The organism is Pseudaquabacterium terrae (assembly GCF_013266755.1).
GTDB lineage: Bacteria > Pseudomonadota > Gammaproteobacteria > Burkholderiales > Burkholderiaceae_C > Pseudaquabacterium > Pseudaquabacterium terrae.
Window position 1 is genome coordinate 758,109 of record NZ_JABRWJ010000003.1, and the last position, 21,831, is coordinate 779,939.

Sequence of the window (21,831 nt, forward strand, 5' to 3'; positions counted from 1 at the left end):
CGGCGTTGAATCGCACGGAACGTGCCAGCGCAGGCGCTGCTCGTCCAAGCCGGTGCGGCGCCGCTGTGCTCTCAGGAGGAGGACGCGGCAGCAAGGACATGGCGGGTCATCGGCAGGTTGCGGATTCCACACCGCGCACCCGAAGGCGGGTGGGGATTCCCGCCCGCCACCTCCCTACCCCCGGATCGCGGCGGGGTCACCCCGGCCTCGTTCCTGCCTTCAACCCAGATAGCGGGCGGCGTCCTTGGCGAAATAGGTCAGGATGAAGTCAGCGCCGGCGCGCTTGAACGCGAGCAGGGACTCCAGGACCGCCGCGCGCTCGTCGAGCGCGCCGTGCTGCGCGGCGAACTTGATCATCGCGTACTCGCCGCTGACCTGGTAGGCGCCGACGGGCAGCAGCGTGCGCTCCTTGAGCCGGTAGAGGATGTCGAGGTACGCCATCCCGGGCTTGACCATCAGCGCGTCGGCACCTTCGGCTTCGTCGATCAGCGATTCGAGCAGTGCCTGCCGAGGCGCCGACGGATCGGCCTGGTAAGCCTCTCGATTGCCCTTGCCCAGCGTGATGCCGGAGGCCTCGCGGAAAGGGCCGTAGAAGCTCGACGAGAATTTCGACGAATAGGACAGGATCGGCTTCTCGTGAAAGCCGGCCTCGTCGAGGGCCGAGCGGATGGCGCTCACCATGCCGTCCATCATGCCGGACGGTGCGAGCACATCCGCGCCGGCGGCGGCGGCGACCACCGCCTGCCGGCCGAGGTTCGCGATGGTGGCGTCATTGTCGATCCGGTCCCTCGTCAGCGATCCGCAGTGACCATGCGTCGTGTACTCGCAGATGCAGATGTCGGCGATGATATTGAGGTCCGGGAAGCGGGTCTTCGCACTGCCGATCATGCGCGCGAGCAGTCCGTCTCGACGCATGGCGTCTGAACCGCAATCATCCTTGCGCTGTGAGACGCCGAAGAGAATGACCGAAGCGATGCCCGAGGCGCGCGCCGCCTCCAGTTCCTGCAGAAGGGATTGCTCGGTGTGGCGCAGCACACCAGGCATCGTCGCCACCTCGACCGGCCTCGACAGGCCTTCGTCGACGAATATCGGGTAGATCAGGTCGCCCGGCCGAACGGAGGCTTCGTTGCAAAGCGCCCTGAGCGGTCCGCTCGATCTCATGCGATGGAGCCTGCGGAATGGTCTCATGGGAGCCTCAACCCGACGCGTTGACCGGATCAACGGCTTGGCCGCCCGCCGGCCATGACAGCCCTGCCTCCCGGCTGCCCGGCTTTCGCGCGTACATGTCCGCGTCGGCACGCTGGATCAGTTCCTCGGCGTTGCGCCCGTCAGCAGGGAACATCGCAACGCCGACAGCGCCGCCGAGACGCGGAAGGTCCGCGAGCCCTGCGATCTCTTCGCCCTCGAGCGGATCGCCCAAGGCGAGCTCGGCCTTCTGACGCACCCGCTCAGCCGTGTCTCGGCTGTCCACGTGGTCGAGCAGCACGGCGAACTCGTCGCCCGCGTAGCGCGCGACCACGTCGCTGTCGCGCATCCTGTGCAGCAGGCGCATGCCGGCCACCACCAGTACCCGATCGCCGACGTCATGCCCGAAGCGGTCGTTGATTTCCTTGAATCGGTTCAGGTCGACAAAGAGCACCGCGAACGGCATGTCGTCGGCCCGCCGGTGCATTTCAATGCGCTTGCGAATGCGGTTCAGCAGCGCCTCACGATTGACGAGGCCCGTCAGGCGGTCGGTCCGGAGCTTGTCCTGCATGGCCACGAGGCTGCGCGCCAAGTCGCCGATCTCGTCCGCCCGATCGATGCCGACGTCCGCTTGCAGGTCACCTTCGCCGGCGCGCATGGCCGCCACCGAAAGCCGGCGCAGGTCGCGCGCCACCCAGGCCAGGATGCTCATGCCCGTCACGACGACCAGCACGGCGGCGATCAGTCCCAGCGCCACGGTGCGCCGGACGTTCTCGGTGACGCCTTGCGTGAAGTCGCTGCGCGGCGCGGCAACGCCGATGAACCAGTCGAGGCCGGCGTCGTCGGTGAAACGCGCGAGGGCCGCGTCGACGACCTGCGCGCCGGCCACGCGGACGACGGTCGCCGGTTGATTGGGCCGGATACCGTCGAGCATCGGCAACAGCGCCCGGTACACCGCGCAGAGCTCGACATTGCCCGCGTCCAGCAGCTTGAGTCGGGTTCGGACACCGTCGGAATTCGGCGCGAGGCTCGCCGTATTCGATGCGGCCACCAGGTTGCCGTCCGGCTCGACGATGAATGCAAACCCGTTCGGCGCGAGTTGCAGCTGCCGCACGAAGGCACTCAGGCCGCGCAGCGATACGTCGGTGGCGACCACGCCCTCCAAGGCACCATCCGTCCCGAGGACGCGGCGCGCCCGTGTCAGCACGAGCTCTTCGGTTCGGAAGTCGACGTAGATCGGCGTCCAGGCGTGCGCGCCGCCGGCCAGTCCGGCCGCATACCAGGGCCGTTCGCGCGGCTCGAAGAGCCTTGCCTCCGCCGCGGGCTCGTGGAGTGCGCCGTCGATCCCGGTGAACCGGGAGACCACGCGCGAAGCGCCGGCGTTGAGCTTGAGGCGCAGCTCTGCTTCACTGCGCGAGTTTCTCCAGATCCCGAAGAACTGACCCGCCCGGTTGCCGTAGTAGGCGTAGTTGTTGGGGTCGAGGTGCATCGAGGTCGCGATCCAAAAGCGCGACCGCAGCGCGGGAATCTCCTTCTCGATGTCCGATGCGACCGGCATACCCTCCGGAAATGCCGCTTCCAGCACCGCGCGCGATCCGACGACATGGCGTTCGACGGCCTGGGCGATCCGGCCGGCCGTTTCGCGCAGCAGATGCTCGGCCACGGTGTCGACGGCCTTGGTTCCGGCCGAGTACGACAAGCTCGCGATCACGATCGCCAGTGCCATCACCAGGACGACATAGGGCGCGATCAGCGCGGTGCGAAGGGAGATCACGGCAACACCCGAGCGCTCACGCCCCGCCGCAAGGGGCTGCCTCGGTCAGGCCGCATGGAGTGGCTCGCGGAACGCGACGGATTCACCGGAAGCGTCGCCCAGCAGCACCCTGGAGAGCTTCCCGGGCGCGTACCGCTGCCAATCCCACGCCACCTCTGCCGAGGGCGTGCCGCCGCGGGTTGCAAACGCCGTGATGGGGCACTCGGGGTTGCGATCGGCATCGAGCCCGGCGCCTTCGAACGCGGCCATGTCGGCCCGATACAGCGGCAGCAGCAGGCTCGTGACGTGCTCCCGGTCGAACACTCTGGCCTGACGCTCGGCCGCCGCGTGCATCGACTGCAGCAATTCGCGGTCTGGCAAGGTGGACCGCCGCGGCCGATCGTGGTGAGGCGGCATGCCGTTGGACAAGAGGCAGCGTGCCGGTGCGGCGCCGACCAGCCGCCGCAGTCGCACGGCGACACCGAAGGCGAAGCAAGCGCCGACGCCATGGCCGTAAAGCGCGTAGCGAAAGTTGCCACCGTTCCACCGGCGGCTCGTGATATCGCCGGCCACTTCTTCGGCCAGCGTTCTCACCAGAGTCTCGTAGTCGCGAAGCGCCGGTTCTCCCATGCGCATGCCGTGTCCCGGGCGCTCGACATGCCGCACGACGACATGGGGTGGCAATGCGCGCCGCCAATCGAAGCAGAAGTGAGCGCCGGTGCCGGCGGGTGCCAGAGAGTACAGCAGCACCATCGGTGCATCGACCTGCGGCTCCTTGTGCATGCGCGCCGCCAGCGCTTCGCTTCGATTGGACATGGGGTCCCCCCTACTGCTTCCCGCGAACGAATTGCAAAGAACGTGCCCATGGTGCGAAATAGAACGACCTTCCTCCGCTGGCCCCGTCGGACCGCTGCCGTGCGCGGCTGGCGTGTGCGGCTTTCGACACTTTCTTCGCAGAACCGGGTGCCATTGCGTATACCCGCCCCGGCGTCCAGCACATGCGTCAAACTCCCTGCAGCAGCGATGACGCGCGAACGATCCCCCAAAGCACGATGGGGCCGTTGGCACGGCCCGTGCAAGCAAAACTTCCACCAATAGCCATGTCCACGCCGCGCCCACTCCCGTACTCCTTGCAACAAGGAGTCGCTTTTCGCACCGCCAATGGCCTCTTGGCGTGGGGCCTGGTCGTGTCGCTCATGCTCGCCGGCGGGCTGGCCGCTTTCCGGTGGAGCGAGCAAGCCGGTTACCGCGCATTGGCGGATGCCGCGGTCCAGCAACTCGAGCTCTACTCGGCCGGCCTGGACATCGAGATCGCCCGGCACGAGAGCATCCCCAGCATCATGGCGCTGGACGAAGATCTGCTGGCACTTCTCGGCACGCCCCGCAATGCGGAGCTTCAGGGCCGCGTCAACAAGCGCCTGACCAATCTCAACGTGCGTGCCGGCTCGCTGTCGTTGTTCGTGCTGGATCCGGCGGGCCGGGTCCTCGCAACGAGCAATTGGTACGAACCTGACAGCACGATGGGCAGCGACCTGTCCAAGACCAGCCTTTTCACCGAGGCCATGCAAGGCGGACAGTCCCGCTCGTTCATCGCCAGCAGCGATCGCGGTGCGCCCGAATACCACTTCGTCCACGTCATTCGACAGCAGGGACTCATCAGCGGCCTGGCGGCGGTCAAGACCAGTCTGGAAGCGATCGAGTCGATGTGGACGGCCCTGGCGGCCGTGTCGCCGAGCGATCGGTTGCTGGTCGTCGACGAGAACGACGTGGTCATCATGTCCTCGGTCCGGGCCTGGAAGTTCAAGAGCGCGAACCCGCTTGCGCCGGAGCGAAGCATCGGCCCCTTCGAGTCCTCGAAATACCCGACCCAGGCCATCGAGCCGCTCGACATCCAGCCGGTGCGCGCGCTAGAGCATGGCACGCAACTCGTCCAGTTGGCTTCGGCGGACGCCGAATCGTCGACCGGCTTGTACGTTGCGCAGGAGCGCGCCATGCCGCGCTCGGGATGGCGACTGATCACCCTGTCGGATGCCTCGGGCGTCCGCAGCCAGGCCCGCGGCAGTGCGGTTGGCGGAGCGGCGGTCGCCGGCTTGGCCGGCGTTCTGGTGCTCTACCTGCGGCAACGCCGGCGTGCCATCGCCAGCCAGCAGAGCGCCCGGCTGGCCTTGCAGGAAGCCAACGATGCGCTGGAGCTGCGGGTGGAAGAGCGGACGTCGGAACTGCATCGAGCCAACGAGGCGCTGGTGGTCGAAGTGGCCGAGCGCAGGCGGACGGAGGAGCAGCTGAGGGCGGCGCAAGGCGACCTGATACAGGCCGGCAAGCTGTCGACGCTGGGCCAGATGTCCGCGGGCATCACGCATGAAATCAACCAGCCTCTGACCGCTCTACGCGCCTTGTCCGAGAACACGTGCCAACTGCTGGCGATCGGCCGCACGGCAGACGTCGAGCGCAATCTCCACACGATCGCCGCCCTGACCGAGCGCATCGGTCGCATCACCGCGCAGCTGAAATCCTTCGCCTGGAAGGCGTCCGTGCCTGCCGACCCGATCCCGGTGGCGGCGACGGTCTCCAGCGCCCTGGAGATGCTGCGCAACCGCCTGGAGGGCACGCAGGTCGAGGTCCACGTCGATGTGCCCAAGCGGGCCTGGGTCGCATGCGATCCCTACCGGCTGGAGCAGGTGCTGCTCAACCTGATGTCGAACGCGCTCGATGCGATGAAGCAGACCCCCGTCAAGGTGCTGCACGTCGAAGGCCGCATCGACGGCGAGCGCATCCATCTGCAGGTTTCCGACACCGGCTGCGGCATGTCGGAGGCGGTCATGCAGCGCCTGTTCGAGCCATTCTTCAGCACCAAGTCGCCTGGCGAAGGCCTGGGCCTGGGCCTGGTCATTTCCAGCAGCATCGTTCGCGAGTTCGGCGGCGTACTGCGAGCGAGAACGGGGACGAGCGGTACGGTCTTCGAGTTCGACCTAACACGGGTGGAGGTCAAGGATCATGCCTGAGGGTCTCAAGATCGTCCTGGTCGAGGACGATGCGCATGTGCGCGACAGCCTGTCGCAAAGCCTGGAGCTCGCTGGATTCGCGGTCCGGGCCTTCGACAGCGCCGAGGCGGCCATTGGCCATCTGCCGCCCGGCTTTCCCGGCATCGTGATCAGCGACGTGCGCTTGCCCGGCATGGATGGCCTGGCATTCATGAGACGCGTGCTGGAGTCGAACGCGGACGTGCCGGTGATCCTGGTGACGGGCCACGGCGACATCTCGATGGCGGTGCGCGCGATTCGTGAGGGCGCGTACGACTTCATCGAGAAACCCTTCCCGGTCGGACGCCTGGTGGACGCGGTGGTCCGGGCGGAAAGCTGGCAGAGGCGGCGATTGACGTGACGGTCATCGCGGGCACCGGCAGCGCCGGGCGACCTGCCCGAGTGCCGGAGCGGTGGGTGGATCGAGTCGCGAATCAGCCATGTCGTCCGGTGCGAATTGCCTCATGGGGATTCGCAAATGCGTCGCCGACTTCGCGTGAGCGACTCGACGACACGCTCGGAGTGGCACTCTGACGCACCACGCAGTCAGGCCATGAAAATCCGAGTACCTATTCCGTTCACTCGCGTCGATATCAAGAGCCATAACCCGAATTCGCCCCCACCAACGGATGGCACGTGGCAACTCTCCCTCGGCCCGTTGAAGCTCAAGAGCCGCGCGCCCCCGGCGCAGGGGGCGACCATGCCGCCACGGGTCACGTTGAACCTGCCGGCCGAAAACCCCCTGGATGCGACGGCGATCACGTCAGTCACGGTGCCCATGCCACCCCCACCAACAGCGCAAGCCGACCAGCCTCTCGCGCTCACGCCCGCAGGGCTGCGCAAGCGGTTCGAGCAGAATTCGGTTCAGCGTGCACGTGCGCAGGCCTTGGATCGGGCGCACACGCAAGTGCGGATCGCCTACGAGCGCCTGGTGCCCCACGGCGCCGTTCGCCTCCTGGAGCCGGCACAGTGGACAACATCGTCCAGAGGTTCAGCGAAAACGTTCAGGACGCTGCGCCGGAAAGTGATGCCACTCCTGCGGACGGCGCCAAATCCAAGTCGGCCAAGGCGTGGGAAGAGAGATTCGACGATGCCGATTTTGTCGCGGACATGTACATCGATCGACACTCGCACTATGTGTTGTCGTGCGAGTTCGATGGTGCGCCCAGCGGCCTGGTCGCACTGAACGATCCAGCTCTGACCGGCAAACGTCCGCCCCAACGCGGCGCCCTGTCGGTGGTGGGGCTCGTCTCGCACCCGCTGAGCCAGGGCGTCGGCGGCGCGCTCGTCGAAGCGGCAGCAACGATTTCACAGATCCGTGGTTACAGCGGCGATCTTCTACTCGCGCCCATTGGCGACGCCTCCAGGGCCTTCTACTTAGCCGTCGGCTTCGTACCGGATGGCGACAAGCTCCGGCTGACGCCGTCCGCTCCCGAGAATCAGCACCTATGGACAGGGGACGACGGCCAGTGGAGGCTGCGCAAGTACCTGGAGAAGCCGATCGCCGCCACGAAGCAGGATCTGACGGATGCCCGCCCCTGATTCCGTGACCGGACGATCGTCCGCCATCCGCCCGGCGCGCGAGCGAGTACGACGCCAGTTGCTTGCCTCCGAGTTGGCAGCCAGCGCCCCTGCCTTTGAAAGGCTAATAGTGACGCAGGCCGGTCCGAGAGCTCACTTGTAGTTCGCAGGATCACCCGAGTCCGTCGGCTGGACGATGGCCTTCATCAGCTGCGCGCTCATCGGCAATTGCAGGTTGATCTGCCGCGGCGGAATCGGCGATTGGAACCACTTCTGGTAGATGCGGCTGATCTCTCCGCTGCGGAACAAGTCGAGGATGACCTCGTCGGCCAGGCGCTTGAACGCCGGGTCGTTCTTGCGCACGACGATGCCGTAGGGCTCGATGGACAGCGGCTCGCCGCTGATGTGATACGCCGATGGACGCTTGGTCGTCGCCGCAAGGCTGTGCAGCAGGACATCGTCCATCGCGAAGGCTGCGGCCCGATCGGTTTCGACGATCCGGAAGGACTCGGCATGGTCCTTTCCGGCCACGATCTTCATCTGCAGACCGCGCGTCGCGTTCAACTCGGCCAGATGGCGCATGCTGGTCGTGCCCGCCGTCGACACGACAGTCTTGCCGCGGAGGTCTTCGACGGTGTCGATGCGGGATGACTTCTTCGACAGGAATCGGCCGGTCGCGATGAACGTGGTGATCAGGAAAGACACGGCTTCCTGGCGCTCGAGCGTGTTCGTCGTCGTGCCGCATTCGAGATCGACCGCGTGGTTGACGACCATCGGCAGCCGCGTCGCGGATGTTAATGGCGTCAGCTTGACCGACAGGTCGGCCAGCTTCAATCGGCGCCTGGCCGCCTCGGCGATGTGATGGCAGATGTCCATCGAGTACCCGATCGGCCGCTGCCGCCCATCGAGGTACGAAAAGGGAATCGATGCATCGCGGTAGCCGATGCTGATGATGCCGGTCTCCGCGATGCGCTTGAGCGTCAGCGACTCCGTGGCCGCGGCAGCGCCGGCCCCTGCGGCGAGACAGACCGCCAGCATGAAAGAAGCGACGAAGCGAAAAATCTTGGCCGATTCAGGAGGGCCACAGCTCCGGCAACTCGCCGGGCATCGTGCTGCGGAACGAACGCTCTGTCGCGCCGCCACGCGGACCGTCGAAAAGTGCGACATGGCGCACGCCCTCCTCGAATAGATGGATCGACTGCACCCAGCCACCCGTGGGCCAGATCAACTCCGCACGCAACCCGTCCGGCCGGTAGATGGCAGTGTACAAGGTGCCATGGCCGCGCCGGGAAGACCGCTGGTAGAGCGGCGGCGTCAGCATCGCGGCAATCATCTCTTCCTGGGCCGACGACTCGGCAATGGCCTTGTCCAGCGCCTGGCAGCGCGCGCGCGACTGGGTGGAGACGGCGTACTCCGGCCACTCCACGGCATGCTGGTGATTGGCGATTCCCCGCAGCGGCACGACCAGGGCTTCGCGGTCCGGAGCGACGAACACGGTCGAGCCGTTTCCAAGCCGATCCACCAGCGTGATGCTGTGCGTCATGCTCACCGGGATCTTGCTGAGCATGGCCGCTGCTTCACGCGTGGTGCCCGCGAATTCCAGCAGGTAGCGCACGATCAGCTGCGCACCGAAGCCCGCCCCCCGCACCTTGCGGCCCCCGAAGCTGAGCGCCACCGCCAATCCGGATTCGTTCAGGCCGTCGAGCGCGCCGCACAGGTGGTCGGTGACGGCAACGACCCGTTGCCCGCCCCATCGCGAGGACAGCCACGTCACGTCCTGGGCAGGGATCGCCTGGTCGTGGTTATGCAGCAGCGCCGGTCCGCCGCTGCCGAGCCAGAAGGCTTGCGTGCCCGCGAAAACGGCAGGTGCGGGGCACCACATCGACAGGAAGCGCGCCTCGGCATCGCCGCCGCCGACGCATTCGACCTGCTCATCCCAGATCGGCTTCCACAGGGGCATGTGCTCCTGCAGCGCCCGGCGGCACTCGAACAGGGTGGGCACCATGCTTCCGCTCTCCTGGTGCATCGGCTCCCGGTATGCGGGCCAGTGATTGTGGAAAAGCTTGCGCCATTTCGGCCCGGGCCTCCCCTCTTCGACCGCCTCGAACAGTTGCTTCATTGGTCCTCTCCTTGGCATCAGCTGGTCGGCTCGTCCTGTGCACATCCTGTGCCAATGCACCACCCGGGCCACTGCCCCCCTTGAGCGCTGGGGAGGCTCTTCCCGAATTCCCCCGGCAAGGGATGACATCCCACACTCTTTCGCGACCGCCTGGTGTGGTTCCCCGCCCTCTTTGGCGCCTTCGCGCCGTGCGCGCGCCCCCGTCAGCAGCCGCGCCGATGCCCTGGCACGCTTTGCGCTTCAACACAGGGGCCTTCCTTCGGACCCACAGAGGATTCATGAGAGTTGGGAACCGGTGTCAGGGTTAGCATTCACCCGGAGGCGTTCAGCGTGTTGTCCGACGAAAAGAACCAAACATCGTGTCGCCCGGCAGGGCCGGCCCAAGCAGGCGCAGCGCGCTGCGGGAACGCGTTCAAGATCGTTTTCGTCGAGGACGACGCTTCCGTCCGCGAGAGCCTGACCGAGACCCTGGAGCTCGCCGGCTTCCAAGTCTGCGCCGTCGAGTCGGCTGAGCGAGCCCTGCGCCAGATCGACGGGGACTTCAAGGGCATCGTCATCACGGACGTCCGCTTGCCCGGCATGGACGGGCTGGCGCTGATGCGCAAGCTGACCCACACCGACCCCGACCTCCCGGTCGTGCTCATTACCGGCCACGGCGACGTGCCCATGGCGGTCCAGGCCATGCGCGAAGGCGCTTATGACTTCATCGAGAAGCCCTTTCCTCCGCAGCGGCTGATCGAGTCGGCACGCCGGGCCATCGAGAAGCGTGCGCTGCGTATCGAGGTCGATGCGCTGCGCCAGCAACTGGCCGACCAGCGCGGTGTGGAATCGGTGCTGATCGGCAATTCGCCCGCCATCCGCACGGTGCGCCGGCAGATCCTGGCCGTGGCGGACAGCGGCGCCGACATTCTGGTGGTCGGTGAAACCGGCACCGGCAAGGAGCTCGTCGCGCGCTGCCTGCATGACCACAGCCGGCGCAGCCATGCCAACTTCGTGGCCATCAATTGCGGCGGCATCCCCGAGACGCTTTTCGAAAGCGAGATCTTCGGGCACGAGGCCGGCGCCTTCACCGGTGCGGCGAAGCGCCGTGTCGGAAAGATCGAGCACGCGAGCGGCGGCACGCTGTTTCTCGACGAGATCGAGAGCATGCCGCTGACCTATCAGGTCAAGCTGCTGCGCACGCTGCAGGACCGAAAGGTCGAACGCCTGGGTTCGAACGATGCGGTCAAGGTCGACTTCCGAGTCGTCGCGGCAGCGAAGACCGATCTGCGCCAGTTGAGCGACCAGGGCAAGTTCCGCAGCGATCTGTACTACCGGCTCAGCGTGGCGCTGGTGCACCTGCCGCCGCTGCGCGAACGCAAGGAAGACATTCCGCTGCTTTTCGAGAACTTCGTGCTCCAGGCCGCGCTGCGCTACGGCCGCGACGCGCCGGCCATTCCGCAGGACCAGCTGAGACAGCTGATGGCACACGACTGGCCCGGCAACGTGCGCGAGCTGCGCAACGCTGCCGATCGGCTGGTGCTCGGTCTTCTGCGCAGCGTCGACGATGCGCCGCTCGCGTCCGACGAAGCACCCCAGGCGCTGGCGCTTCAGATGGACATGATCGAGAAGGCGCTGCTCGAGCAGGCCCTGCGCCAGTTCGACGGGCGGCCCAAGCAGGTGTACGAAGCCCTGGACATCGCCAAGAAGACCTTCTACGACAAGGTGCGCAAACACGCCATCGACTTGAGCCAGTTCAGGTGCCGCCAGGGCGCCGACGCAGACCCCGAAGAGGGCTGACCGCCGCCAGTGCGAAAAGCCGCCCGCAGCCGGGCCGGAAAGTGCGGACTTCCACGCCGCTGATGCATCGGACGCCGGGTGACGCACCCGCAGCGCGAGCTGGCATGACCTCTGCGTTAGACCTTCCTATAACGACGGAGACAATCATGCTGAGACGCGTCCTCTTGTTCTGGGCTTTGCTTGCAGGGTGTGGTGCTGCCCTCCCGAACGGCCAGCCGGTGTTCAACATCGTGACCGGACCCTCCAATGGCACCTACCAGAAGATCGGGTCGGACCTGGCGAAACTCGTCGCGCAGCCCGCGGGCATCACGATGGTGAGCCTGCCATCGAACGGGTCGGTCGACAACGTGCGGCGCCTGCGCGACGAGCCCGGCACCAAGCTGGCACTCGTGCAGTCCGACGTCTACCAGGCCTATACCGACGAGGCCGCCGCCGGCGATGCGCAGGCCGCCCGGATGATTCAGCCGCTGCGCGTCATCATGCCGCTGTACGACGAAGAGGTGCACTTCATCGTGCGCGCCGACTCGCCCTTGACCCACATCCACGAGATACGCGACAAGCGCATCAACATCGGGCCGTCGGGCAGCGGCACCGCCATGACCTCGACCACGGTCTATCGCAAGCTCTTCTACACGGATCCTCCGGCCGGCAGGACCACGACGCTGCCCAATCAGGAGGCATTGGCCAAGCTCGCCGCGGATGGCAGCATCGACGTCGTCATCGTCGTCGCGGGGCAGCCCGCCTCGCTGCTTTCCAGCCTGCAGGGAGACGCCGGCCGCACGTACAAGCTGCTCAAGCTCGACGAGGCCTCCGCCTCCTCGCGCGACGTGTTGAGGGCGTATGCGCCCGCCGTGATCAGGTCGCGCAGCTATCCGAACCTGCTGAAGACCGACGTACCGACGCTGTCGGTGAAGACCTTGCTCGTCACCTACGACTTCCCCCTCGGCGCGACGCAGACGCAGGTGGTCCAGATGGCGACGTCGATCTGCCGCAACATCGATCTGCTGCAACGCCAGGGCCATGACAAGTGGCAGCAGGTTGCGCCGGATCTTCCCGCGTTGCCCAAGGGCTGGAGCTACTACCGGCCGACCGAGTCCCTGCTCAAGTCCTGCAGAAAGCCGTCGACGGCGGCCTGCCCGATGGATCGGCAGGTGCTCGGGCTGTGCCCGAAGACGTGAAGGGTTCGCGTTCCGTAGAAGCATTCTTCGCACTCGGGTACGCGTTCGCGGCCCAGTTCGATGCCGACGAAGCGCCGCAGCGCCTTGCCCGCAGCAGGAACGGGCGCCTGCGTCATCCTGACGCCTGGCAAGAGCGGCCGGTCAGACCGCGCCGTGCCCACTTCCCGCCGTTCGTTCGGCTGAGTCGTCTTGCCGACCAGGTCGACTCGAAGCCAGGATGGGCTCCGCAATGGAGTGGCGCACCATTTCTTCGGAATACCAGTAGTCCCAGCGCAATTCCTCGCCGGGCCCGATGTCCTGCTGCGTGAAGAAGGCGGTGAAGGCCAGACAGCGCCCGTCGTCGAGCCTACCCCGGAACCAGGCCGCCTCGACGTTGTACCCCTCGGCCGCCTGACGCACCGGCAGGCCGTTCTCGTCGTCGAAGATGGAGTTGATGCGCGACACGATGTTGTCGCCCTGGATCGTCACCAGCTCGCAGTCGTTCACGTCGACATTCTGGAAGTCGATGAGCCGATGTTCGTCCTGCAGCAACCACGCGAAGAGGCTGTAGCTGACGACGGCGCGCCAGTCACCCAGTTCGGAGCCGATCACCGGGCCGCCGCAAACGCCGATACACGTGCCCGCCGGCAGGGCACGCGTGGCCACCACCGTGTTGTGCAAACCGATCATCGCCGCTTCATGGGGGCGACGCAGGTGTTCGGCCGCGAACGGTACGCAGGCCAGCGCGTCGTACAGTGCGGACCGCTCGGCGGCACTGATCGCCACCTCGGCGCCCGCGTCGTCCGGCCGAGTGCAGCGTACGAACGGCAGCACCGCCTCGCTGCCATAGCGCCGGCCGCTCTGCGAGCATTCGGACAGCGGATGGAGGGCAACGATGCGCAGCGGCAGGCCGTGCACGTCGCGGTAAGGATAGCGGCCATTGTTCGATGGGTCGTACACGTGCGCCTCGGCCTCCAGCTGGCGGATCCAGCGCTGCTTTACCTCGAGGACCATACTGGCCGTGCTGATAAAGGCGATCATGCGCGACACGGCCTCCTCATGCTCGTCCAGCCCCTCCCCCTGCTCCGCCTTGCGACAGATGGTGGCGGCCATTGCGAGCGTCACGTCCCAGTCGACGGAGTTGTTCGATCCCGTGGGCGCCTCGGGTGGTGGTTTCATGGCGCCCGCGGCGCGAACCAGCGAGCGGTGCTCGGGCAGCCAGATCTGGTCGATCAAGCCAGCCACCTCACGCATCTCGTACATCGCGACCGCGCGGTGATGGAGGCCGCTGTTGAGCTCGCCGACGATGTGTTGCAAGCGGGCATCGGCCTCGTCGAGCTTGCAGCGCGCATAGTCGTCCAGCGGCAGGGAGGGTCGTACTTCGTGTATGCGCGGCGCGGAGAACCGCTCCGAGCTCGGCGGTGCCGGCTGCTGCGGATGGGCGTGATCATTCATCGTCGGCTCTCGGAACGGGCATGCAGGCAATCATGGTCCTGGCTACGGGGACACTATTGCGGGTAGCCGAAGCTCTGTCGTCCAGGGCGAAGCCAAGTCCAGGGAGCGGGCTCGGGCTGAATGGCAAAGCCGACAAGCGCATTCGCCCTCAGGCCGCTCCCTCGCGCGGCGCCGCTTCGAGCATCTTGCGCAGCCTGTCGTAGTCGAAGAGCCCGGCAAGTTCCGCCATGCGGCGTCCGAGCTTTTCGTCATGCGAAGTCACCGCGTCGATGGCCCGCTCGATCGCATCCACGTCCAAGCGGCCCAGGGCTTCGCCGAGCGCCTCGCGCAGCGGGCCGGGCAGCGCAGCCATCGACGCTCGCGGGGTTTCGTCCTCGCGCTCCGGCAACAAGGTTTCGTATTCGTAGCGTACGCCCAGGTGCCGGGCAAGCAGCTCCAGCAACGCCTCCTCGCGGAAGGGCTTGCGCAGGAAGTCGTCGCAGCCGCACGCCAGAATGGCCTCGCGTTCTTCACCGAAACTGCTGGCAGTCAGCGCCACGATGACGATGCGCTCCCCGCCGGGCTGGGCCTTGATGCGTCGGGTGGCTTCTTGGCCGTTCATCACCGGCATGCGCATGTCCATGCACACCAGATGCGGCGACCACTGTTCGCATGCTTCGACCGCTTGCAGGCCGTCGGCCGCTTCGCGCACCTCGAAACCCAGCGGCTCGAGCAGCCGCACCAGCAACTGCCGGCCTTCCGGCCAGTCATCGACCGCCAGAATTCGAACCCCGCGCTGGCCTTCGGCGATGCCCGTCACGCGGCGGCGAGGCGAATCGTGCGCGCCGGCCGCCCGCGCTCCGGCGACGACTTCGACGGGCAGCTCGAACTGCACCGTCGTGCCGTGGCCCGCCTGGCTCGTCACGCGCAGCTCGCCGCCGAGCAATTGCACGAAACTTCGCGTGACCGAGAGGCCGAAACCCGTGCTCTCGGCGGAATGCCGCCCCGCCTGCGCCTGCATGAAGGTCCCGTCCAGCTTCCGCACCTCTTCGCTTCCGACGCCAACCCCGGTGTCCGTGACGCTGAAGCTCAGATGGGTGCGTTCAGCATGGAATCGCGCTTCCACCTGCAGCGCCACGCTGCCCGTTGCGGTGAATTTGATCGCGTTGGTGAGCAGATTGGTCAACACCTGCCTCAGCTTCACCACATCGGTCTTCACGTGCCGCGGCACCGTGCCGGCCGCGCCGACCAGCAATTGCAGCCCCTTTTGCCGAGCGCCCAGCGAGAAGGATTCTTCGAGCTCTTCGAGCAGTGCATACAGATCGAATTGCACCAGGTCCAAGCCCAGACGACCGGCCTCGATCTTGGAGATCTCCAGCATCTGGTTGATCAGCGCGTACAGGTGCTCGCCACTGCGCAAGATGATCGCGACATCCTGCCGGACCCTTGCGCTCAACGACGGCTCGGCCATCAACAGGCGGCTGAAGCCCAGCATCGCGTTCAGCGGCGACCGCAACTCGTGGTTCATGTTGGCCAGGAAAGCGCCCTTGGCGCGGCCGGCCTCGGCAGCGGCATCGGCCTGCGCCTGGAGGTGCCGCGACCGGACCCTTGCCGCAGCCGCGCGCCGGCCCAGGTAGAGCGCCAAGCCGGCCAGGACAGCGGCGATCATCATGATCGCGAATATCAGCGCCAACCGGCGGGCTTCGGCTTCTCGGTGATGCGCCTCGACCGCCTTCTGCCGCGACTGCAGCAGCTGGTTCTCGGCTTCTTTCAACTGCACCTGACACTGATCGGCCAGGCAGACGGTCGGCGTCGCCTCTTGGGCGCCGAAGGCGGTCACCGCGGCAACCGGCAACCAGAACAGCAAGAAGGCGAGAAACCTCGAGAGGCGACGCACGCCAACTGGATCCATGCTGCTGGGCTCTGTCAGTCCGGTCAGCCGGAATGATAGCCGCGCATGGGCACCAGGAAGCGAAGGAATTGGTTCAGGTGTGCGCGCACGTCATGGCGGCAGTCGCGGTCGGGGCAGTCGGCACGAAGGAACTTCTCCCGAATGCGCCAGAGCTCATCGCTGGCGTCGGCCGCATGGAGACGATCGACGAGGTCGTCGCCACCTTCGATCCAGTGCAGAAAGCGGCGCGCGGCGTCCAGCAGCGTCGTTCTGCCGCTCGAGGACACCTCCTGGTGCAGCAGGTAAGCCTCGAAGCAGCCGAGAATCGCGGCATCGCGTGCCGCACCCAATGCTTTGAAATCCGAATGTCCCATGGTGAGACGGTAAAGCCCTCCGCCGCTGGCCGGTCGCAGGAAGCGAAGCGACGTGGCCCCGGCGCGAAAAGTACGCCCTTCTCCCGGGCCCTCTCGAGCGAACTTTCGCTTCGGAAGAGGTCTTTTCGCCTCGCGCCGCTGGCGAGTGCGCTCACGCAGCACAGTTCGCGCCAGACCAAAAAACGGCGACAGCCATCACCATGCATCTTGATCCCGTCCTTCGCTGCGCAGCCGTCAATGCCAACATCGAGAATCCGCGCGGTGGTCGACGACTGGGCGACCGCATCGAAGCGGCCGCCGCCCGTGTTGCGAATGCTGTGCGTTCGCTGACCAGGCCGGTGGTCGACGCATTGCAGCGCGATCCGCAGAAGCGCAGAGACGGCCAGCTGCGGCATGCGGCCCGCGCCGGACGGACTGCAGCCGTCCGCACGCTCATCACCAACGGCGCGAATGTCAACGCCCCATCCGGCAAGAGGGGCTACACAGCCGTGCACGAGGCCGTGCGCTCGGGCAATCCCGCCACCTTGCAGGCGGTCCTCGATGTCGCGGGCGTGAACGTGAACCAACGCACCACGACCCGCAACCAGCCCACGCCCTTGCTCCTGGCTGCGGCCCTCGAGAGCCGTGACGCCGTCCGACAACTGCTCGAGGCCGGCGCCGATCCGTCGTTGAGAACGCTCGATGGCGTGACGCCGGAAGCCTACGCTGCCCTTATCGCCAACACGGCAGGCAGAGGGGGGCCGACAAGAAACGAGGCGGCCAGGAAAGATCCGACCACCGTGGTGGGCATGCTGGCGCGAGCGGAGGCTTCACAGGAGCGAACGGCCCTCAAGCCGTAGGCGGGCGGCCCGGCCGCGGCGCGATCAGTACGTCACCGTGACGACGATCGAGTCGCTGTAGGTGGCAGGCGCCGGCGTCGTCTGCGCCGGGATGCGGCCGTAGACCGTGTGGTTCTGCGCTAACCCCGTCCCGGTGGCAGCCACGATATCGGTTCCGATCGAGCTGCCCCACCCCTGTGTGCGACCTGAGTCCCGGTACAGGCCGTAGGTCACCGTCGCGCCGGCATTGGTCATCTTGCGCGCGGTGGGCAGCGTTACGCCGGCACCGGACCCGAGACTCAGCGAAATCGTGTACGGAGTGCCGTTGGTGCAGGTGGCCGACACGGTCGTGGTGCTGTCGACGTTGGCGGTCAGCACGCCCGTGGACCCGAAGTTGAGCGTCGAAGCGGAAACTGAACACACAGTGGGAACGGTAGCCGTCACATCGAACACGGGGGTTGGCGACGAATTCAAAAGGCCACCGAAGCAGTTGCCTTCGCTCGCGTAGCCGTAGATCAAGGCCACCTCACCACCGGAAAAGGTCGAGGAGTAGGCGCCTGGCACCACTGATTGCTGCCCGGCATTGACCTTCGCGTAGACATCGTTGAAGCCGTTGAGCGTTTTATTGCCGGAACCGTCGAGTCGAACGGTCGCAACCCAATACCAATCATTCCACACTTCCTGGTGTGCAGCGTCCATGTACAGGTCATAAGCGAGCAGGTTGGACCCGTTCTTCATGTATCTCGGCGAGCCTCCACTCGACTGCCCCCCGCTTCCTGCGTTGAAGATCCAGCAAAGCTTGATATAGGCGTCCGGCGTGCCGCCGGAGCAGGTGGTCGTCTGGGCGACCTGCGTCGAGAAGGACGTGTTCTGGGTGACGTCGATGGTTCCGAAATTGAGATTTGCCTGCGTGGCGGAACACGTCAGTGCCGCTCGCGCCGGCAGCGACGCCGCCACGAGCGCCGCCAGGGTGAATAGTATGCGCAGAAGTGTTGATCGATTCATGTCATGCCCTCAATGGCAGACGACCGGAGAGATCAGCACCTGCTCGCCCGAGACCGGGGCAAAGCCGAACGATGCCCGGCAGGACCGGCCGGCCGTCTCGACGATGGCGGTGTTGCGCTCACGCAGCCCCTTGACGAAGGCCCGCCCGTCATAGCCCACGACGAAGGGCTCGCCCTGCTCGATGCGCCCTTGCGCACCCACTGGCAGCGGTGCGCCATCCGGCGCGTGGAGCACGAGCACGGCGGTGTCGGTGCGGACCTGCACCGGGAACTTCACGAGCACACCGGCGCGGTGCCGGGGCGCCACGACCGTCGTGAGGGCGTCGACGGTGGTGTCGACGGGCAGGTTGTCGATGTCGATCGAGAGCGTGTTCTTCGCATGCGAGCGCAGCGCAGGAACCAGCAGCTTGCCGCTTGCACCGGTCTTGCCCATCGGGCGGTTTTCGTAGGAAACCGTCACGCCCGGCAGCTCGGCATCGACGACGGCGAATGCATCGTCGATCCGGTTGGCGAAGAGGACGCCGTCACCCAACGTGGCCACGGCGCCATCGATCTGAGCAGTCGCGCGCACGCCGCCCTGGTCCCGCGTGACGTTGGCCTCGACGCGCGCAAAGGGCAGGCGATGCGACACGGTGGCCGCCTGGAAGCGTGACGATCCCTCGCTGGCGCGAATGCCCCAACCCGTGCTGCCCGGCGTCTCGCCGAGCGGCTGGGTCATTTCGATCGAGGCGCTCTTACCGCTCGGCCCGGACGAGACCGCCGTGGTGGTCGACATGCGATCGAAGGGAATCGACAAGCCGGCGAAGAGGCTGACGCCTTTGCGGGCGCCGGTGGTGGCGGATGCCGCCGCGAAGAGGGAAACGCCGCCCCACAGCGGGCGCGACCACGAGGCGCTTGCCGTCTTCGACGCGTGGCCCGTCGACGTTTGCTGGCTGACCAGCGTCATACCGAGGCTGGACTTGCCGTCGAGCCATCTGGACGGAAGGCTGAGATTGAGCCGGTCGAGCTTCTTGTTCGGCCGAGCATCGAAGGTGGGCATGAACGTGGGCGTGGGCGTGCCGGGCTGAACGCGGGCGGTGGCAGAGGCCAGGTCCGCGTAGGCTCCGAACGTGCGCTGCGAGCTGGCGCTGACGGGCATGCCCCATGGTGCCGCCTCGACGTGGACGAAGGCCTGGGAGCCACTCTCGCCGTGCCGACGGCTGCCGATGACGGCCGCCGATGCGGCGCCTTTGCTCCCCAGCAGCACCGACGCGCCGACGCCGCCGTTGACGAGCCCGGCGCCGCCTTCGGCGTGCCCCTCGAGCGTGAGCCATGGCGAGATGCCTCGGCGCACGCTCGCCGAAAAGACGGGGGTGCGGCTGTACGAGTCGCCCGCGGATCCGAACGATCGCCGAGGCACGCCGACCTCCACGGAAAAATCGGTGAGTCCCGGCGCAAGAAGCCGTGGCGACACGTAGAACGGCTGGCTGGTCACGGTCTCGCGGCCTGCTGCATCACGCAGCACGACGCTCGCGACCCCTGCGCCGGCAACGACGGGAACGTTGTTGATCCGGTAGGGGCCCGGGGCAAGATCCTGAGAGAACATGCTGGTGTTGTTCACGAAGATCTCGGCCGTCGACGGCACCGCAGCGCTTCCGGCGAAAGAGGGCAAAGGCAGCGTGACCAGGTCGGGGCGAACCGCGAAGTTGCGCTGCATCTGGAGGCCGCCAATGCGGATTGGACGCGTCCACGCCAAGCCTCCGGCGATCGTATCGCCCGCCCGGTAGGTGGTCAGCGTCTCTTCGTTGGTGACCGTAAAGGTCGTATCGAGGCGCGTGGCCTCGAGTCGCTTCACGGACGAGGTGCGCACGATGGCCGACTGGCTCAGCGTGCCGACTGGCGAGAACACGCGCGCATCCAGCGCGAGCGACGCGTCGGGCCGGCGCATGCTCGTGGCGTTCAATGCCTTGCCGGCCGCGCCGGCGAACAGGCAGTAGTTGAGCACCATGCCGGAGGACTTCTGCCCGTGCAAAGCGACCGCGGCTTGGGCAGAAGCCTCGTACAGCTTCACGGCCTGCAATGCCTCTGGCGCGACAATAGAGATTCGCTGTGAGGGCGCGTCGTATTGGTATGAAAGGCCTTCCAGCCTATCGAGCGCAATCAACTCGTCGAGAGGGCCGGCGTACGGTATCTCGAGCCCGAAGGCCTGGAGCTCCTCCCGCTTTGCCGACATGCGGTCGTCGGGTGACCGGTCGAACTCGGCGATCAGCTGCGTCGGGTTGCCGTTGAGCAGCACCTCGAGCCACAGCGCTTCGGCCGCTGCCGTCCCGGGTGCGGCAAGGCACGCCGCCGCGACCAGCGCGAGTGCCGCGCTGCGGATGCGGCGCCTGGCGGACGCGAGCAGACGTCGCAGCATGTCCAACTCTGGGCGTGAGCGTGGCCGTCAATAGGTGACGGTGACGGTGATGGTGTCGGAGTAGGTAGCGGGCGCCGGCGTCGTTTGCGCCGGCACGCGCCCATACACGGTGTAGGACTGGCTGGCGCCATTGCCCGTCGCTGCTACGGTGTCCGTGCCGACCGTATTGCCCCAGACCGTCGTGCGTCCGGCATCGCTGTAGAGGCTGTAGTTGATCGTGTTGCCCGCGTTGGTCATCTTCCGCACGGCCACGGTCGCGCCCGATCCCGTGCCGGCGTTGAAGCCGATGTTGTAGGGCGTCGTGTCCGTGCACTGCACCTGCACGGTCGAAGTCTGGTCGACGTTCGTCGTGATGACCCCTTGGCTTCCGCCGAAGTTGAGGGTCGAGGCGCTTCCGATCACGCAGGAAGCGACGATGGTCACCTGCACGGTGAAGGTCGTGGTCGTGGTGGCTGCCGGGGCCGGGCCTGCCAGGATGGTGAGCGCCATCGCGGCGAAAAGCAGTGCCAGCTTGCGCGTGAGACGAATGAACATGTGAATTCTCCTGAGGCTTTATCGTCCTCACTGTCGTCGAACCTGACGCTGTTTTGTGCGGCCCTGAGCTTTGTTGTGGAACCCCGCGACGACGACCTAACGAGTGCGAGCCATCGCTTGGAAAGGCCCCTTCTCCGTCTGTCCCGACACGGCAACCGATTCCACGCCCGCGAAGGGGCCCGCCCCCAAAGACCAACGCATCTGCGAGCCGCCCAGCACATAGCCCGCCAATCCGTCGCCCAGACTGATGTTCTCGCCATTCGGCAACTGGATACGAAGAGAAGAAATCCGCTCGCGCGACTCGCCGCTGTTCTCGGCCACGATGGCTGCCGATCCGTTGTCGGCGACGATCGACCATGCCGAGGGCGTGCGTTTGCACGCAGGGTGGCTGAAGAACACCGGGATCGATTGGCGGACGAGCAGGCTCACCGTGTTGGCTTCTTGCTGCGCGAGATCGGGCAACTGATCCACGTAGAGCCGGTAGCTCTCTTCGGCCTGCACCGCACGCTTGCTCACGCGCACGATGCGCGCCGCGGCCTGGCCGTTGGGAGCGAGCGTCAATGCCGGCGGGCTCGTCACCACGTCCTGCGTCGGCTCGAGCACCTCCTTGCCTTCCACCTGCGTCCAGCGAAACACGCGCAACTGCACGTTGACCGGCTTGGTGCCTGTGTTGTGCAGGCGCAGCGTCGATGCGGCGCCTGGCGCCGTCACATCGACGAGCACCGGCTGGACTCTCAGCGCTGCCGCTTGAGCGGCGGCCGGCTTGGGCGCGCCCAGGGCCAGGGCCAGAGCCAAGAGCGGCAGGAGGTGCAGCAAGAAGCGTCGCAACATGGCTAGTTCCTGTAGT

Annotated in this window: 18 protein-coding genes; 6 read left to right on the plus strand and 12 right to left on the minus strand. The window is 66.5% G+C overall.

What is annotated here, in order from left to right; translation table 11 throughout:
- Window positions 1–219: 219 nt before the first annotated feature.
- The 3 genes from hemB to HLB44_RS12545 are packed head-to-tail and all read right to left on the minus strand — an operon-like array spanning window position 220 to window position 3,721.
- The gene (hemB, locus tag HLB44_RS12535) at window positions 220–1,188 is read right to left on the minus strand and encodes a porphobilinogen synthase (RefSeq protein WP_173122897.1); all 969 of its coding nucleotides are present in this window, start codon (window positions 1,186–1,188) and stop codon (window positions 220–222) included.
- Window positions 1,189–1,195: 7 nt separating this feature from the next.
- Entirely contained in the window at window positions 1,196–2,959 is a 1,764-nt protein-coding gene (locus tag HLB44_RS12540) for a diguanylate cyclase domain-containing protein (protein WP_217283621.1), read from the minus strand.
- Between the two features lie 45 nt (window positions 2,960–3,004).
- Window positions 3,005–3,721: a thioesterase II family protein gene (locus HLB44_RS12545; protein ID WP_173122898.1), complete on the minus strand. Its 717-nt coding sequence runs from the start codon at window positions 3,719–3,721 to the stop codon at window positions 3,005–3,007.
- 386 nt (window positions 3,722–4,107) lie between these two features.
- On the opposite strand from HLB44_RS12545, the gene HLB44_RS12550 reads away from it, so the two are divergent.
- The 3 genes from HLB44_RS12550 (at window position 4,108) to HLB44_RS12560 (ending at window position 7,500) form a co-directional block, all read left to right on the plus strand.
- The gene (locus HLB44_RS12550; protein WP_173122899.1) at window positions 4,108–5,940 is read left to right on the plus strand and encodes a sensor histidine kinase; all 1,833 of its coding nucleotides are present in this window, start codon (window positions 4,108–4,110) and stop codon (window positions 5,938–5,940) included.
- Window positions 5,933–6,319, plus strand: a complete 387-nt coding sequence (locus tag HLB44_RS12555; protein ID WP_173122900.1) for a sigma-54-dependent Fis family transcriptional regulator — start codon at window positions 5,933–5,935, stop codon at window positions 6,317–6,319. The genes HLB44_RS12550 and HLB44_RS12555 overlap by 8 nt, the downstream gene beginning before the upstream one ends.
- Window positions 6,320–6,927: 608 nt before the next feature.
- Window positions 6,928–7,500: a GNAT family N-acetyltransferase gene (locus HLB44_RS12560; protein WP_173122901.1), complete on the plus strand. Its 573-nt coding sequence runs from the start codon at window positions 6,928–6,930 to the stop codon at window positions 7,498–7,500.
- 132 nt (window positions 7,501–7,632) lie between these two features.
- Here the strand turns inward: HLB44_RS12560 and HLB44_RS12565 are convergent, their stop codons facing one another.
- Window positions 7,633–8,517: an amino acid ABC transporter substrate-binding protein gene (locus HLB44_RS12565; RefSeq protein ID WP_173122902.1), complete on the minus strand. Its 885-nt coding sequence runs from the start codon at window positions 8,515–8,517 to the stop codon at window positions 7,633–7,635.
- Window positions 8,518–8,551: 34 nt separating this feature from the next.
- Window positions 8,552–9,598, minus strand: a complete 1,047-nt coding sequence (locus HLB44_RS12570; protein WP_173122903.1) for a C45 family autoproteolytic acyltransferase/hydrolase — start codon at window positions 9,596–9,598, stop codon at window positions 8,552–8,554.
- Between the two features lie 417 nt (window positions 9,599–10,015).
- On the opposite strand from HLB44_RS12570, the gene HLB44_RS12575 reads away from it, so the two are divergent.
- Together HLB44_RS12575 and HLB44_RS12580 are read left to right on the plus strand one after the other, a co-directional pair.
- Window positions 10,016–11,377, plus strand: a complete 1,362-nt coding sequence (locus HLB44_RS12575) for a sigma-54-dependent transcriptional regulator (protein ID WP_343051308.1) — start codon at window positions 10,016–10,018, stop codon at window positions 11,375–11,377.
- A 104-nt stretch (window positions 11,378–11,481) separates the two neighbouring features.
- The gene (locus HLB44_RS12580) at window positions 11,482–12,555 is read left to right on the plus strand and encodes a TAXI family TRAP transporter solute-binding subunit (RefSeq protein ID WP_173122904.1); all 1,074 of its coding nucleotides are present in this window, start codon (window positions 11,482–11,484) and stop codon (window positions 12,553–12,555) included.
- Between the two features lie 141 nt (window positions 12,556–12,696).
- Here HLB44_RS12580 and HLB44_RS12585 read toward each other — a convergent pair whose 3' ends face one another.
- The 3 genes from HLB44_RS12585 to HLB44_RS12595 all read right to left on the minus strand — a co-directional run bounded on the left by HLB44_RS12585 (window position 12,697) and on the right by HLB44_RS12595 (window position 16,233).
- Entirely contained in the window at window positions 12,697–13,989 is a 1,293-nt protein-coding gene (locus tag HLB44_RS12585; RefSeq protein WP_173122905.1) for an SET domain-containing protein, read from the minus strand.
- 148 nt (window positions 13,990–14,137) lie between these two features.
- Window positions 14,138–15,880 (minus strand): ATP-binding response regulator, encoded by a 1,743-nt coding sequence (locus HLB44_RS12590; RefSeq protein WP_173122906.1) that lies wholly within the window; start codon window positions 15,878–15,880, stop codon window positions 14,138–14,140.
- Window positions 15,881–15,903: 23 nt separating this feature from the next.
- On the minus strand, window positions 15,904–16,233 hold the full coding sequence (locus HLB44_RS12595) for a hypothetical protein (protein ID WP_173122907.1): 330 nt from the start codon (window positions 16,231–16,233) through the stop codon (window positions 15,904–15,906).
- Window positions 16,234–16,433: 200 nt separating this feature from the next.
- On the opposite strand from HLB44_RS12595, the gene HLB44_RS12600 reads away from it, so the two are divergent.
- The gene (locus tag HLB44_RS12600) at window positions 16,434–17,072 is read left to right on the plus strand and encodes an ankyrin repeat domain-containing protein (protein WP_173122908.1); all 639 of its coding nucleotides are present in this window, start codon (window positions 16,434–16,436) and stop codon (window positions 17,070–17,072) included.
- 24 nt (window positions 17,073–17,096) lie between these two features.
- On the opposite strand, the gene HLB44_RS12605 is transcribed toward HLB44_RS12600, so the two are convergent.
- The 4 genes from HLB44_RS12605 to HLB44_RS12620 form a co-directional block, all read right to left on the minus strand.
- Window positions 17,097–18,056: a Csu type fimbrial protein gene (locus HLB44_RS12605; protein ID WP_173122909.1), complete on the minus strand. Its 960-nt coding sequence runs from the start codon at window positions 18,054–18,056 to the stop codon at window positions 17,097–17,099.
- 9 nt (window positions 18,057–18,065) lie between these two features.
- On the minus strand, window positions 18,066–20,450 hold the full coding sequence (locus tag HLB44_RS12610; RefSeq protein ID WP_173122910.1) for a fimbria/pilus outer membrane usher protein: 2,385 nt from the start codon (window positions 20,448–20,450) through the stop codon (window positions 18,066–18,068).
- A 27-nt stretch (window positions 20,451–20,477) separates the two neighbouring features.
- A complete protein-coding gene (locus tag HLB44_RS12615) occupies window positions 20,478–20,984 on the minus strand; it encodes a Csu type fimbrial protein (RefSeq protein ID WP_173122911.1) in 507 nt (168 codons plus the stop codon).
- A 96-nt stretch (window positions 20,985–21,080) separates the two neighbouring features.
- Complete coding sequence (locus HLB44_RS12620) at window positions 21,081–21,815, minus strand: fimbrial biogenesis chaperone (RefSeq protein ID WP_173122912.1); 735 nt, start codon at window positions 21,813–21,815, stop codon at window positions 21,081–21,083.
- Window positions 21,816–21,831 lie beyond the last annotated feature (16 nt).